The following is a 13829-nucleotide window of genomic DNA, read 5'->3' on the forward strand; positions in this document are numbered from 1 at the left end:
CCCAGCCGCCAGATGCAGCACTCGCCACAGAACTGGTTACCGGACCCGTGCTTATTGATAACACCCCGCCCCGGATTACCGGGCTTATGGCTAGTGCCGGCAGGCTCTCTTTCAGCGTGAGTGACGAGATGTCGCCTATAGCCGCCTGCCGTTTCTCGGTCAACGCTGGTCCGTGGCAGCCGCTTGGACCAACTGATTACATTTTTGACTCCCGCGAAGAAAGTTTCGTTACCGCGCTGAGGCTACCGACCGGTGAAAGTTCGGTTGCGGTATGGGCAGCAGACGCTCAAGGCAACACGACAACCACAAGTACGATGGTGCGTCCCTGAGTCCTGCGATTTCTGTCCTGGCCGGGTGAAAGATTGACTACCGAGATACCGCATCACCGGCCTGCCTATCGCTTACTTGATCACACCTCGGACATCAAGGTCGAAATCTACGGCCATGACCTATCCGAGCTGTTTACTAATGCCGCGTTCTGTTTGTTCGACCTGATGCTCGACGTCGGCAAGGTGGAACCAAACCGGGAAAGAGAGGTCAAACTGGAGAGCCCGAACCTTGAGGAACTCTTTCTGGACTGGCTTCGGGAACTCCTTTTTCTGTTCTCGACCGAATCTTTTGCCGTCCGCCTAGCCGAAGTCCGGGTTCGGTACCAGGGTACCGAGTCCCGAGTTCCGAGTCCAGGGTCTATAGCTTCTGGTGGTTGGACACTTGCTGCTGTCCTTCATGGTGAGTCCTACGACCCTGACCGACACGGGTTCAAGGTTGAGGTGAAGACTCCGACCTACCACGAATACAAGCTCGAGGGGCCTGTCTCTGTGTCTGGTATTGGAAACCGTTCCAAGCCGTCTGCTGTCAGCAAAGAATGTTTCCGGGTAACCTTGGTGCTGGACGTCTGACTGCTACTTGTGCCTGTCGGGTAGACCAGGAAAGGAATGCGCTGGCTAGCGGGAACGGGGATTTCTCTATATGAGATGTGCGGGCAAGTCAGAGTGTGACATTTCACTATCCACGGGATGGTCTGGTACGCCGCCTGCCCTGCTGTTCGGTCTGCTGCCTGGCTCTTTGACTGCCCTGTTCTTTGTCCGGCGGCCTGGCTCACACTCTTGCTAGCCGCCTCCATCAGTGTCTGACCCGCTATCTGTTATGCCGTGTGTCTCGCCGCTTAGCTCGTGGTCTGACCCACCGCGTAGCCCACAGCCTGTCCATGGGCTTACCTCGCAGCCTGGTCTGCTGCCGGGGTCGCGGTTTGCCCCACCGCTTGGCTTGCAGCTTGGCCGGGTGCCTTCCCTGCGGCCTGACCCGCCGCTTGCCCCGTGGTCATGCTTGCTGTCTGGCTCGCGGAGATACTATCGAGATACGGTCGGCGGCGCAGGCCGGCATGTATTGTAGCGAGGCTTAGTACGGTGTTGATGGTTGGTGCTGCGTTCGGTATCGGACTTGACGTTATTGCAAATCGTGCTGTCCCCGCCCGGCCCCTCGGTCTTGTTTGGGAACCCACTGCTGCCGGCGCTGGCGGCAGTGGGCTTGTTCTTTGGCGAGCGCGGCCGACTGGTACCGGCAATGGCCGGAGGTTTGGTCAGGGTCTGCGTTTGGCGGTGAATGGCGTTTGGTGGCAATGCGTTGAACGTATAGCTGTCGCAGGGTTTCTTGGTTGCACCGGTCACTATTTCATGTCGGCCGGTGTGGTCATCGCTTACGAGCTTAGCCGGCCAAAATTGAGTGATGTTAGTTACTACGATGGGCGGTTTCTGACACCAGACGTGTCCTTGGAATCGAGTCGCGAATCGCACGGTTCTCGTTGGGTAGGACTGCGCTTGCTTTCGTGATTCTGAAACTCTAGCGGTCTGTAAGACGCCGGTCGCGGCTGGCGCCGACTAGTGCCTTTTCCAGACCGGTGAGATGGAGCGGAGACGTTCGACAACCCGGGCGAATGCCTCAACGGCATAGTCTATCTCATCCTCGGTCGTGTCGCGACCCAGGGAGAATCTGACCGGCGCATTCTTGAACATGTCTGGAACCCCGATCGCCTCGATTGTCGGTGAGGGGCCGGCCTCACCAGCGGAACAAGCTGAGCCGGACGCGACCGCAACACCTTCAAGGTCAAGGCTAAGTATCAGAGCTTCGCCCTCCACGTACCCAACAGTAGCGAGACAGACGTTCGGCACCCGTTTTTCCGGGTGGCCTTCGATTCTGACCTCAGGCACACGTTCTAGAATTGAGCGTTCGAGTCGGTCTCGTAGCCGCTGCATTCTTGCAGCGTCGCTTTGCCACTCCTGTCCCAGTAATTCACACGCCGCTCCCATACCAACGATGCCGATGACGTTCTCGGTGCCGGGACGTAATCCCTTCTCCTGATGTCCGCCGTGAAGCAGCGGTTCTAGGGGCGTGCCCTCCCGGACGTAGAGAACGCCCACGCCTTTGGGCGCGTGGAGCTTGTGTCCTGAGATCGTGAGCAGGTCAACGTCGAGCTTCTGAACGTCTACTTCAATCTTGCCTGCGGCTGCAACGGCATCAGTATGGCAGGTTACGCCGGCATTGCGGCAGACAGCAGCAATTTCCCGAACTGGCTCGATGGTGCCGATTTCATTATTGGCAAGCATGACTGAGACCAGTACGGTCTTATCGGTAATGGATCGGCGTACGTCGTCAGGGTCAACGAGGCCATGCCGGTCGACTGGGAGTATTGTGACCTGCCAGCCGTTGCGACCCAGGAACCTGACACTACCTCGGACCGCGCTGTGCTCGATTGCGCTCGTGATGATATGGTTGCCTTTTTCCTTTCGTGCCGCAGCCACGCCTTTGACTGCCAAGTTGTCAGACTCGGTGCCGCTGCTCGTGAAGAATATTTCGTCTGGAGACGCGCCGAGGAAGGCGGCAACCTGCTCGCGGGCCTGGGCCAGACCTTCGGCACATTCCCGACCGAAGTGGTGGATATTCGATGGGTTGCCGTACACTTCATGTAGGTACGGCTCGATCGAGCGGGCCACGCGGGGGTCAATGCGCGTGGTCGAGTTGTTATCGAGATAGACATTCATTGGCCTGTCCCATCCGCAGACTCCACAGACTTGACAGTTTCATCTTTGAGTCCGTCCGGCGCAGGCCGGTCAGTCGTCGACTGCGGTTTGGCACGTGGGCCGAAGAATTCGCGGAAGAGCAGAAGAATGACCCCGACAACAACCCAGAGGTCAGCCAGATTGAAAGTATACCAACGCCAGCCGCGCACGCCGATGTCAATGAAATCAATCACTCGGCCAGCCAGTCGTACCCGGTCCACGAGGTTACCCACCGCACCGCCAAGAACCAGCCCATAAGCTATGGTCAGCCACTTGTCCCGCGTCCGTAGCGCAAAGTAGAGTACCAATCCGATTCCCAGGACCGGCAGAATGAAGTAGATGACTGGCGGGCCGTAGGACATGCCGAATAGACCTTGGCTGTTTGTAGTGAGGGACAGCCGTACGAGATTACCGATCAACCGGTAACTGACGTGTTCGGTCAGCATTCCGTAGGCCAAGACCTTTGAAATCTGGTCGAGGCACAGGGAAACGATTGCGGCCCAAATGAATATTCGCCGTGGCATCCTCAGAGACTAATCAGCTAGCTCAGGATGTCAACAAGCGTTCAGTGCTCCGTGCCTTGGGCCGGGTTGCAGACAGTACGAGCGGCAAGTGGCCGAGGGGCCCTTCACACCGTCAAGCGGGCGTCGGACCGGTTGAGCTGGTCTACGTCAAATACACGGATATGATAATGGCGAGCGAAGTGATAGGCGTCATCATTTAGTCTTGGAGAGGCAACGAGAATGATATCCTGTGCTTCGACGTCGTAGGCCTTGGCGTAGAGCTTGATTACTTCCTCAGAGTCCACTGCCTCATTGGCGCTTGCAAAACCGACCACGACTCGGTGCTCCAGAGGACCGGATCGCTTGGTCGCCAACAGGTCGATTTCATGCTCAGCCCCGGAACGGCCGACAGCGTGGACTGACTCCTGGACTTCGTAACCTTCTTTTGCGAGAAACTCGTGCACCTTGGCCTTTGGGATACGCTCGACCCGGAGCTTGGCGAGCTGCGCCTGGTTCACGACATACCGGTCGAGAACCTGTTCCCGAACGTCGAGCTTGCCATAGGTTCTACCACAGGAACGGCAGGTCCACTCTTCGTTGGGGCTGTCAATCACCTGGCCGCATTGACCGCATATGTGGCTCAGTCCACGGCTTAGGTAGTCGCCACCGATGAGTACGAGTTCGGTACGGCACTTTGGACACCGCCGGGCATCGGAGCTGTTGAAGTCCTGCTCGGGTCCGACGTAACCGCAGTTCTTGTGCTCAAGCAGCCGGCGCCGGACAAGGAGACCAGAGCGGCATCTGGGACACAGCGAGATCAGCTTGAGGTCCTGGGAGTTACAGGCCGGGCAGAACAGGACTTTGTCGGCAAACTGCTTGTCAAGATATCCCATCCGGTGCAGGTCTTCAAGCAGACGTACCGCGTAGTCGGTGTCAACCTTAAGTTCTTCTTCTACTAGGGGATAACTGACCCATCCGTCGCGGCTGGGCATGAAAACTGGTTCCACAGCTGTCTTGTTCTGCTCGATGAGGAGTTCGAACAGCCTGACAACCTTTGGGTCACTTAGCACAGGGTTCCTCTTTTCTAGCCTCTAGACAATTATACTAGTGCCGACTGTCTCAGTCAAGAAACCGGTCGGCACCGATGACAAGCTGCTCGGGCAGCCCGCGCAGGTTGGCAACTTCCCAATGCTGGTGCGAATCGCCGATTTCCTCGAGTCTTGTCACCTGGAACCCCGCCTGGATGAGGAAATGAACGTGGTCAGACACGGTCCAGTGGTATTCGTACCGTCCCAGGTTAGCATGCAGGTTGTGGTGACCGGCAGGACTCCCGGTCGCGTCAACCTCACCGCGTTCGGTGCGGCGCTCGAAGTAGGAGCGCACTAAACGTGGTGAACCGGGTTCCTGTTTCCAGATACGGCGGACCGGGTGGTACTCGTTGATAACGAGCCGGCCGGATTCGGTCAGGAGGCGGAACACATCTTTATAGAAACGACCTAAGTCGGAAAGCTGGCATGATGTCTGAGCGGCATAGCAGAGTTCAAATAGGCCAGACCGCAGCCCAGAGAGGTTGGTGAGTTCAACTGCAGTGAACTGGATGTTGACGCCGGTTACCTGGCAGCGAACCAGGAGCTGGTCAAGGCGAGCATGCGCCGGGTCAATGACAGTCACCTCGGCACCAAGCGCAGCTAGGGCAAGGGGTGCTATCGCATCGCCAGCTCCGAGCACGCCGACCCGGCGACCGGCAATCGGGCCAAGCAGCTCGCGCTCGACTTGGTTCAGGGCAAGTGCAGGCATGATCACGACCCGACGCCAGATGTCCGTGTCGTCTGGCTGACGCTCCCAACTCGGCGCGACCGGGATGTAGTCGCGGGGGGCGGGTCTAGGATTGGGCGTCACGCTATGGACCGATGCGGTATTCAGCCAGTAGTTCTTCGCCAGCTGGACTCGAACGTCTAACAACGCCTACGCCCGGCGCTAGCCACTCAGAGTAGTAAGTGGTCTCGGCCTCGAGCGAGCGAACTTCCTCGGTGAAGTCGAGGCGGTAGCACTGGCCGAAACTACCGGCCGGCGTACCGACTTTCTCAACTCCGACGACCCGAGCCTCGAGTCGGTGTAAGTAAGCAATTGTATCGCTACCGAGAATGACCGCAGTGTCCTGAAACGTCTCGGCCCAGCTACTGCCGGTCACCAGCGGGAGAACGTAGACAAGGCCGTAGCGTTCTTCGAGCACGTACTCAATGCCGCCCCGGCTGACTGTGTGGCGGAAGAAACGACGTACCTGGGTAGGCACGCGATACCAGAACTGCGGGCTGTAGTTCACATTAACAACAATGCAGGTACGATTTGCGACTATGCTGTCACCGGCGACCTGCACGTAGGTTGTATCGTTGCCGACAGCGTACTTCCATTCGCTACCTTGGACAAGGGGAAAGTACTCCTCGCCTGAGCGGTACAGAATCATATCGCTGCAGGAGAGGCAGACTAGACACAAAGATACTGAGAGCACGAAGCGAGGAAGGAAATGGCTGACATCCGGCGTCCACGCGCGGCTGGTACGATTCTTTCGGCACTGGTGATTAGAAGAACACATATGCCACTCCCGCGCGGAGGGTGAGAAGCTGCGCGACCGAGATGCCGGGCTTGTCGGTGCCGCCTTTCTCAAGAAAGAGCGTGTGAAGTAGGCCGAGCGCAAGTCGACTGTGGCCTGCATACTGGAAGAAACCGAGTCCTAAAGCGGCGTTCGCAGCGCCGCCGGTCTCGTGGCCCGAGCCGCAGATCCGTTCGGCCCGGGCATAACCTGGGCCGACAATTGCCTCCAAGCCCCAGTCGCCACGACGCAGGAAGCCGTACCCGGCTTCAAACGCGGCCTGGTGCAGGGAAAGCCGGTACGGACTTGATTGGACACCGGGTAGACTGGTGTAACGGTAGCCGAGCTCGAAGCGGAGCGGGCCGGTGGTGTAAGCGACTCCGGCACCGACCAGAGCGCTTGAGGAATGGAACCGGTCAAGTCCAGCAAATGGGTACACGCCGGCAATCTGGCCGCCGGCCTCAAACCCACCAACGAGGATCACCGCGGTCAAAGTAAAGAAACTCATAGGGAAACTCTAGAAGCAGACAGACCGCTGTCAAGGAGAACTGACTCGAAGTCGTTGTAGGAGAGTGGCCCGTCGAGCATCAGTCGGGGCTAGACCACCGCCAGCATGCGCTCGATTGCGGCGCGGGCGCGTGCTGCGACTTCGGGTGGTACGGTCACTTCTTCAACTTCGCCGACCAACGCGGCGAGTACTTTGTCGAGCGTGGTGAGCTTCATGTTGCGGCAAAGCGCAGTGCGGCGTAGGGGAAAGCACTCGTTGTTCGGAAAGTCACGGCGGATGCGCTGGCACATTCCGGCTTCGGTGCCAAGGACCATTGAACGGTGTTGTCGCGCCAGCCGATACATGCCGCCGGTCGACGCACATTCGTCGGCTGCCTCGATTACCTCCAGAGGACACTCCGGATGGACAACAACGAAAGACCCAGGATGTTCGCGGCGGACACGGCGGACGTCCTTGATCGTGAAGAATGCGTGGACATAACAGAAGCCTTCCCAGGGGATGATGTCTCGGCCGGTTTTGTGCGCAACGTAAAGGGCAAGGTTCTTGTCGGGCACAAATAGAATTTGCCGGCCGGCTGGAAGCGAGTTTGCAACCTTGACTGCGTTGGCTGAAGTACAGCAGATGTCGGATTCGGCCTTGACATCAGCCGGGGTGTTGATGTAGGCGAGTACGACCGCATCACCGAGTTCTTTCCGTTTCTCCCGAAGCGCGGCGGCGGAGATCATGTCGGCCATCTGGCATCCAGCCCGTGGTTCGGCCAGCACGACCTTTGAGTCGGGGTTCAGAAGTTTGGCGGTCTCGGCCATGAACCGTACTCCGCAGAATACGATGAGGGGCGAGTTTGTCTCGGCTGCGCGGCGTGAGAGCTCGAGCGAGTCGCCGATGAAGTCGGCCACGTCGTAGATTGCCGGCGGCTGATAGTTATGGCAGAGAATGATAGCGTTCTTCTGTCTTTTCAGCTTGAGAATTTCGGTGACGAGTTCAGATTTTCTCACCGTCGGGAGGTACGAACTCGGCGATTGGGGGCAGGGTGTCGGGGAACCCAGAATGTAGTCTCGTTCAACAGATGGACTACTTCGATGCCCTGTCTTGCCAGTTCATCAGTGATCGTACGGCGGTGGCAGCGCTCGGGACTGCGTTCGGCGCACAGGAGGCAGCACACGCGCTGCTCCAGCTTGCGGCGGATGATGTCAACCCACCGCTTGAACTTCTCAGTTTTTGCCCATGCGGCCAGGTCTCCGTCCTGGGGTCCACCCAGCTCGTTACCCAAGAATACGTAGTCAATCCCGTGTGCTGCACACAACGCCTGCAGCCCGTCGCGGCGGAAGTACTCTTCTCTTGCATCAGGAGAACGGCGCAGGTCGCACACGACCTGAATACCGTGTTTCACCAGGATGCGGGCAAAGTCGTACTCCGGCCGATGGTCGGTGCCGAGAGTGAAGATTCTCATTGGGCAACCGATGAATTGAATGGGAGTCCGGTGGTCATGTCAGCACGTGACGTGGAAAATACCGCACTTGGGAACACTCAGTTCGTTGTATATGAGAATTGCTTTGGGCGTCGGTGCAACGTGCAACTGGACACCGCAGGAGGCGAGGTGACGGCGGGTGGAATCTGGTACGGTGGCGACACCATACTGACCCGTACCGAGGACAATATCAGCAGTCGTGCCACACAATGCAGCGGTCGCTTCGGCTAGGCCAAACTCGTGATTCGAGCCGGAAAGCCGGTCGTAACGGTTTCCGACGCTGCCGTCTGGGAACACGACGATGTCGTGCTCGAACCGGCCGACATCAGTCTCAATCCAGCCAAAGCCGGTGCCGAGAATAGTCACAGTCTATTGTAGAGTGGGCTGAAATGTGGTCAAGCGAGCCAGTATCATCAGGCGATGTGTGTTTCGGTGTCCCTTGAATCTACAGTTCCGGCTGTTTCGGTGCGCAGCTCAAGCGTTATTCGGCCGAACTGTTCCTCCTGAAAAATCCGGATTTCACCCAACCGAACCAGTTCGAGCACGCAGATGAACATGATGATGAGTTCAGTGATTGTATTGCTTGCCAAAGCTTCCTCGAAGTCAGCCTTGGTCCGGTCGTGCAGGAATGCCCGCAGTTCAGCGAGCTTGTCTTCGAAACGGATTCTTACGGGCGCGACCTCAACCAAACGGTCAGGCTTGAGTCGGGCGAGTAGCCGGCGGAAGGCTAAGGTCAGAACCATAATCTCCTCCTGTGTGGCAGCCTCATCCCTAAGTACAACCAGGGGACGTGGAAACATGAGCCGGCGTTCCTGCTCCTTTTCGGAGAGCACTCGAGCTGCCTGTTGATAGCGTCGGAATTCGTCGAGTATTTGGTCAAGCGTTACGGTCGGTGTTGAGAGATCTTCTTCTGCTTTCGGCGGCAGAAGCCGGCGCATTTTTAGGCGCAAGAGGACCCCGGCCATGACGAGGAAGTCGGCCGCGGCCTCGAGATTCAGGTCAACCGCGGCTCGCACAAATCCAAGGAAGTCGTCGGTCAGTCGGCCAACGGGGATATCCAGAACGTCGAGTTCATTCTTGCGCACAAGGTAAAGGAGAAGCTCGACCGGGCCTTCGAATAGCTCTAGCCGCACAGTAGGCGGAAAGTCATAGCGTCGGTGATCCTGGCTGGTCATTCTTTCTATAGTTCTACTAGCCGATACGCACGGGAACCGGTACCATTTCTTTCACAGGCCTCAAGCAAAGTCTCAGGGTGGAGGTGCGGGTAGAGGTTCCGCAGCCCAGGGCTGATGCGGTCGAATGCTGCCTGCTCGCAGGCTACAGGGTCAAGTGAAGCGAATACGCCGGCGTCGGGCATGAACGGCTTCTCGGTCTGTGGATAGCAGTCACAGTTCGGTGTTAGCTTCAGGCAGAAATTGAAGTGAAATACCTTTCGACCTGAGAGCACAGCCCGACAGTACTCAGCCATCTTGAGCTGAACCAGTTCTGAGGCAGCGTTCCAATTGACTTGGATTGCCCCCTGGTGGCAGACCGCGAGACAACCACCACAGCCGACGCAGCTCCGGCCAATCTTGGCAACGTAGCGGACGAAATTGATTGCTTCGTGGGGGCAGTATTCGATACATTCGCCGCAGGATATGCATTTCTCAGTATCAACGAAGGGTTTGGAGCTGGAATGCATTTCTAGCTTGCCGGCCTTGGCCGCAAGGCCCATCGCCAGGTTTTTGAGCACTCCGCCGAACCCAGCGACGAAGTGGCCTTTGAAATGTGCGAGGTTGATGAGGTAGTGGAAACGCCGCAAACCTTGGGCAAGCCTGGCCTTTGGGACGATGGTTGACTCCAGCTGTACCGAGTAGAATTTTTCGCCGTGTTCACCATCAAGAATCTCGATCGGGGCAAGAATTCTTTCCATGCCGAACCCATGTTCCTTGGCCAGTTTGATGTGTTCGCTGGCGTTCTGACGCCGGCCGCGGTACAGAGCAGTGGTTTCGACTGCAACCGGCTGAAGATTGTGGTAGCTCACCGCAACCGCGGCGGCCCGAACCAGTTGGGGGTCAAGGTGGTTTGTGTTTCCAGCTTCGCCAAAATGGACCTTCAGACCTACCTTGCGTTTGGGCTTAAGTTGGGTTAGGAAACCCGAATACTCCAGCACCTGGCCGACTGCATCCCATGCCCGATCTGGTGGTGCAAAGAAAACTACTGGCCTGTCCACGGCGTGCTGTCTGCCCGTCCTTTCATTGCCAAACTCCGGGAATCCTTGTCTTACAGAAGCGGCAGCAGTTGTTCTTGATGTTGTTTTCGGTCACGGCGTAACTCTGACGCTTGATGAGTAACTTGCCGCACTTGGGGCAGTAAGTATTCTCCAACCAGTGTCCGGGTACGTTGCCAACGTAAACGTACTTGATGCCTGCGGCTTTGGCGATTATTGCGGCCCGCTCGAGCGTTGCGATCGGGGTGGGCGGTGAGTTGGCGAGTTTGTAGTTCGGAGTGAAGCGGGTGAAGTGAACTGGTACAGTGTCGCCCAGACTGTCGCGAATCCAAGAACACATTTTCCTCAGGCCCGCGGTATCGTCATTCAAAGCCGGTACTACAAGGTTCACGAGTTCAAGGTGAACCGGCCGTCTGATACCCGGACTACGGGCGACAATTTTGCAGGCTTCAAGCACGGGTTCAAGACTGGAGCTGCAGACGTCGCGGTAGAAGTCGTCGGTAAAACCCTTGAGGTCAATCTTGATGGCATCAACCAGAGAGCAAAGCTTGCTGAGCGGTTGGGGATTGATATAGCCGCCGGTGACGACTGCGGTCCGTATTCCACTCTTGCGGCAAAGCTGCGCGATGTCGGCCATGTATTCGTAAAAAACTATCGGTTCGGAAAATGTAAAGCAGACGATGGGCGCATTCTCGCGTTTGGCGATGGCGACGATGCTTTCGGGTGGCAGGTCGTAGTTTGGTAGGTCTTCGGGCGAAGACTGCGAGATTTCCCAGTTCTGGCAGTACTTGCACATCTGGTTACACCCCGCAGTGGCAAGCACGATGCGGCTGGAACCTGGCAGGAAATGGAAGAAAGGAGCCTTCTCAATCGGTTCCTTGCCAATCGTGCATGGTCGGCCGTATACGACAGAGTAAAGCTTGCCATCTTTGTTCTCGCGCACCCGGCACACGCCCCGCTGGCCTGGTGCGATGGTGCAATACCGTGGGCAGAGCCGACACCGAACCAGCTTGCGGTCGAGTTTCTCGTAGAACTCTGCTTCGCGCACAAGTGGGAGGCGCTTTGGGGGCGACGCCGGGCCGAGTCCGAGCATCATGCCGGCGGCCAATGTGAGAAAAATGACCTTTGCCGTTGACCACAGACTTGGGGACACTGCCTAAAATGCGAGGTGGCCGATGAGCATTCCAATACCGACACTTGCCAAGAAGAACCCGCCGACACCAAGCCCGGTCAGCCACTTGGCCCGACAGGGCGCGGCAAGCACCTTACCATAGTCAATGAAAACTTCGACATTGGTTCCGGGCTTCACGTCGAGCTGGAACGTGCCCGCGTCAATCGAGGCTAGGGACCACAGGGATGACAGTTTCTGGCCGAGACGTCCGGAGCGGAATCGGGCATAGAGAACATCCAGACTGTCGTTGGAGGCGATGGTCAGGTTGTACGACCCTGGCTTGACGGCATGGGACGCTATGGGAGTTCGGCCGATGTAATCTCCACCGAGCCAGACCGAAATGCCAGGCAGACTGGAGTAGACCGAGATGTACCCGGAATCGGTCGGAGTCTGGCCAGATACAAGCAAGAGAACGATAGTTATAGAGAGCATCAAGAAACGATAGCTGAGCAGGTGCCCCAAGTCAACCGGAACCAGTAATAGGGTGTGAAACCACAAGGATAATGTCATAGGGCAATGGCACAGGGAAAATGTCAGTCTTGACGGGCGCTCGACAATTGCAACACAGCCAGGTTATGCTGTGTTCATGGACAATGCATCAATTCTGCTCAAGGAGTCCGAATTGGTTAGACTAAGGGTAATCGAAAGGGCCTTTTTCGACCTTTCAGCTAGTGCCGCAGCCAAGATGCTCCAGCTCTCCATACGCCAGGTATTCCGCCTCAAAGCCAAGGTACGTGCCCTCGGTACCAAAGAAGTCATCCACGGTAACCGCAACCGGCAGCCAGCTAACGCCAAACCCGCTACCCTGCGCCAGTACGTGCTCAAACTCCACAAGACCAAGTTCTCAAAGTACAACGACTACCACTTCGCCGAAGCCCTTGCCGAAGAATATCAGCTCAAGGTCAACCGGGAGACGGTTCGCCGTTGGCTCCGAGCCGCTGGCGTCCCGGCCAAACGTCGCCACCGGTCGCAAGGCAATCGCCGCCGTTGCCGGGAACGCCACGCCCGCTTCGGCGAGTTGGTCTTCATCGACGGCAGTCCCCATCCCTGGTTTGGCCCCAATCGCCCATCCGCAACCCTCATCCTCGCCACCGACGACGCTACCGGCAGGCCACTTTGGGGCAAATTCGACCCCCAGGAAACGCTTGCCGGCTGCTTTGAGGTCTTCTATCACGTTGCCCGCCGTTACGGCCTCCCAGGGGCCTTGTATCTCGATCGGGCCAGTCAATTCACCACCACCCGGCATGGCGGGGTGCATCGGTTCCAGCGTGACGACCAGCCGACGCATTTCGAGGTTGCCATGCAGACACTGGCGGTGGAATGTATCTTTGCCAACAGCCCGCAGGCTCGGGGACGAGGTGAACGTATCAACCAGTCATTTCAGGACCGGCTGGTGGCAGAACTGGACCATCACCACATCACTGACCCTCTGCGGGCCACAGACTATCTCAACCGGGTGTTCATCCCCAAGTATGCTGAACGCTTCGGGGTCAAGCCGCGTGAGCCGGAGTCCGCCTTCAGGCCGGTACCCGAGGGACTTGACCTGCGCACCGTGCTGTGTGGCAAGACTACCCGGGAGGTTGCCAATGACAACACTCTGCGCTACCAGGGGCATCGCTACCAACTCAAGCCCAACATTCGCAGTGTCTGCGTTGCCGGCAGCAGGGTCACGGTACAGCAATGGTTTGATGGCACGGTCCACATCTGGCATGACCGGGTCGGTGAGATCCCTCACATTCGCCTGCGGGACCAACCCAAGCCTGGACGGACTTTGGCAGGAAGTGCCTATGACACTTTCGCTGTGGTGTAGGTATGACATTTTCGCTGTGGTTTGACACCGGAACCAGTAATAGGGTCAAGACATCGTTACCAGCGTAGGGGAAGTTCTACTGGCAGGGGTGGCCGCAAACATCGACGCAGCACGCAGCAGGTGGTCGGCACGCGCTCGGCTGTGCGCCGGTTTGGCCGGCTACTTGAAACCATCGGGGCTCCTTTGGTAGACTGTACGAGGTTCAAGAAAACCAGAAGGAGCCCACGATGGTTTACTACGGCGAATTGTACCGGCAACGTAAGAAGCAGGCAAGCATGATCGGCCGGGAAAAGCTAGTAGCAATTCATGCTCAGACCGGCAGTATCTCGGCAACCGCCCGACGCTGCAAGACCAGCCGGAATGTGGTCCGGAAATGGGTGCGGCGATTCGAGGCCGAAGGCTTGGCTGGACTGGGAGATAGGTCGCGTCGGCCTCGGCACAGCCCCAACCGGACTCCTGAGGCGGTGCAGGAGCGGATTCTGGCCGAGCGGGACAAGACCGGCAAGGGTCGCAA

Annotated in this window: 17 protein-coding genes; 4 read left to right on the plus strand and 13 right to left on the minus strand. The window is 57.7% G+C overall.

Annotated features, from left to right (window positions below; translation table 11 throughout):
* Both ABIL25_08925 and ABIL25_08930 read left to right on the plus strand, forming a co-directional pair.
* On the plus strand, window positions 1-329 hold a 329-nt coding region (locus ABIL25_08925), incomplete at its 5' end, for a hypothetical protein (GenBank protein ID MEO0082397.1).
* Window positions 330-362: 33 nt separating this feature from the next.
* Entirely contained in the window at window positions 363-899 is a 537-nt protein-coding gene (locus ABIL25_08930) for an archease (GenBank protein ID MEO0082398.1), read from the plus strand.
* A gap of 978 nt (window positions 900-1877) precedes the next feature.
* On the opposite strand, the gene ABIL25_08935 is transcribed toward ABIL25_08930, so the two are convergent.
* From ABIL25_08935 to ABIL25_08995, 13 genes are all read right to left on the minus strand, one after another.
* The gene (locus ABIL25_08935) at window positions 1878-3038 is read right to left on the minus strand and encodes a cysteine desulfurase family protein (GenBank protein MEO0082399.1); all 1161 of its coding nucleotides are present in this window, start codon (window positions 3036-3038) and stop codon (window positions 1878-1880) included.
* Complete coding sequence (lspA, locus tag ABIL25_08940; protein ID MEO0082400.1) at window positions 3035-3580, minus strand: signal peptidase II; 546 nt, start codon at window positions 3578-3580, stop codon at window positions 3035-3037. The genes ABIL25_08935 and lspA overlap by 4 nt, the downstream gene beginning before the upstream one ends.
* Before the next feature lie 104 nt (window positions 3581-3684).
* A complete protein-coding gene (locus ABIL25_08945) occupies window positions 3685-4629 on the minus strand; it encodes a restriction endonuclease (protein ID MEO0082401.1) in 945 nt (314 codons plus the stop codon).
* Window positions 4630-4678: 49 nt separating this feature from the next.
* The gene (locus tag ABIL25_08950) at window positions 4679-5521 is read right to left on the minus strand and encodes a methyltransferase domain-containing protein (GenBank protein MEO0082402.1); all 843 of its coding nucleotides are present in this window, start codon (window positions 5519-5521) and stop codon (window positions 4679-4681) included.
* Window positions 5460-6023 carry a hypothetical protein gene (locus ABIL25_08955; protein ID MEO0082403.1) on the minus strand — a complete coding sequence of 188 codons (564 nt, stop codon included), beginning with the start codon at window positions 6021-6023 and terminating at the stop codon, window positions 5460-5462. The genes ABIL25_08950 and ABIL25_08955 overlap by 62 nt, the downstream gene beginning before the upstream one ends.
* A gap of 115 nt (window positions 6024-6138) precedes the next feature.
* The gene (locus ABIL25_08960; GenBank protein MEO0082404.1) at window positions 6139-6657 is read right to left on the minus strand and encodes a hypothetical protein; all 519 of its coding nucleotides are present in this window, start codon (window positions 6655-6657) and stop codon (window positions 6139-6141) included.
* Window positions 6658-6746: 89 nt separating this feature from the next.
* Window positions 6747-7652 (minus strand): quinolinate synthase NadA, encoded by a 906-nt coding sequence (gene nadA, locus ABIL25_08965; GenBank protein MEO0082405.1) that lies wholly within the window; start codon window positions 7650-7652, stop codon window positions 6747-6749.
* Window positions 7649-8107 (minus strand): DUF488 domain-containing protein, encoded by a 459-nt coding sequence (locus ABIL25_08970; protein ID MEO0082406.1) that lies wholly within the window; start codon window positions 8105-8107, stop codon window positions 7649-7651. Before ABIL25_08970 ends, nadA begins: the two co-directional genes overlap by 4 nt.
* A gap of 39 nt (window positions 8108-8146) precedes the next feature.
* Complete coding sequence (locus tag ABIL25_08975) at window positions 8147-8491, minus strand: MTH938/NDUFAF3 family protein (GenBank protein MEO0082407.1); 345 nt, start codon at window positions 8489-8491, stop codon at window positions 8147-8149.
* A gap of 47 nt (window positions 8492-8538) precedes the next feature.
* Window positions 8539-9300 (minus strand): segregation/condensation protein A, encoded by a 762-nt coding sequence (locus tag ABIL25_08980; protein MEO0082408.1) that lies wholly within the window; start codon window positions 9298-9300, stop codon window positions 8539-8541.
* Window positions 9301-9305: 5 nt separating this feature from the next.
* Complete coding sequence (locus ABIL25_08985; protein ID MEO0082409.1) at window positions 9306-10337, minus strand: DUF362 domain-containing protein; 1032 nt, start codon at window positions 10335-10337, stop codon at window positions 9306-9308.
* 22 nt (window positions 10338-10359) lie between these two features.
* On the minus strand, window positions 10360-11487 hold the full coding sequence (gene amrS, locus ABIL25_08990) for an AmmeMemoRadiSam system radical SAM enzyme (protein ID MEO0082410.1): 1128 nt from the start codon (window positions 11485-11487) through the stop codon (window positions 10360-10362).
* A gap of 3 nt (window positions 11488-11490) precedes the next feature.
* A complete protein-coding gene (locus ABIL25_08995) occupies window positions 11491-11937 on the minus strand; it encodes a PEGA domain-containing protein (protein ID MEO0082411.1) in 447 nt (148 codons plus the stop codon).
* 154 nt (window positions 11938-12091) lie between these two features.
* Between ABIL25_08995 and ABIL25_09000 the strand changes: the two genes are divergently transcribed.
* Window positions 12092-13315 carry an ISNCY family transposase gene (locus tag ABIL25_09000; protein MEO0082412.1) on the plus strand — a complete coding sequence of 408 codons (1224 nt, stop codon included), beginning with the start codon at window positions 12092-12094 and terminating at the stop codon, window positions 13313-13315.
* A gap of 227 nt (window positions 13316-13542) precedes the next feature.
* Window positions 13543-13829, plus strand: a 287-nt coding sequence (locus ABIL25_09005) for a leucine zipper domain-containing protein (GenBank protein ID MEO0082413.1), incomplete at its 3' end; no start/stop codon positions are given.

This window comes from candidate division WOR-3 bacterium (assembly GCA_039801365.1).
Taxonomy (GTDB): domain Bacteria; phylum Hydrothermota; class Tepidihabitantia; order Tepidihabitantales; family Tepidihabitantaceae; genus JBDRUN01.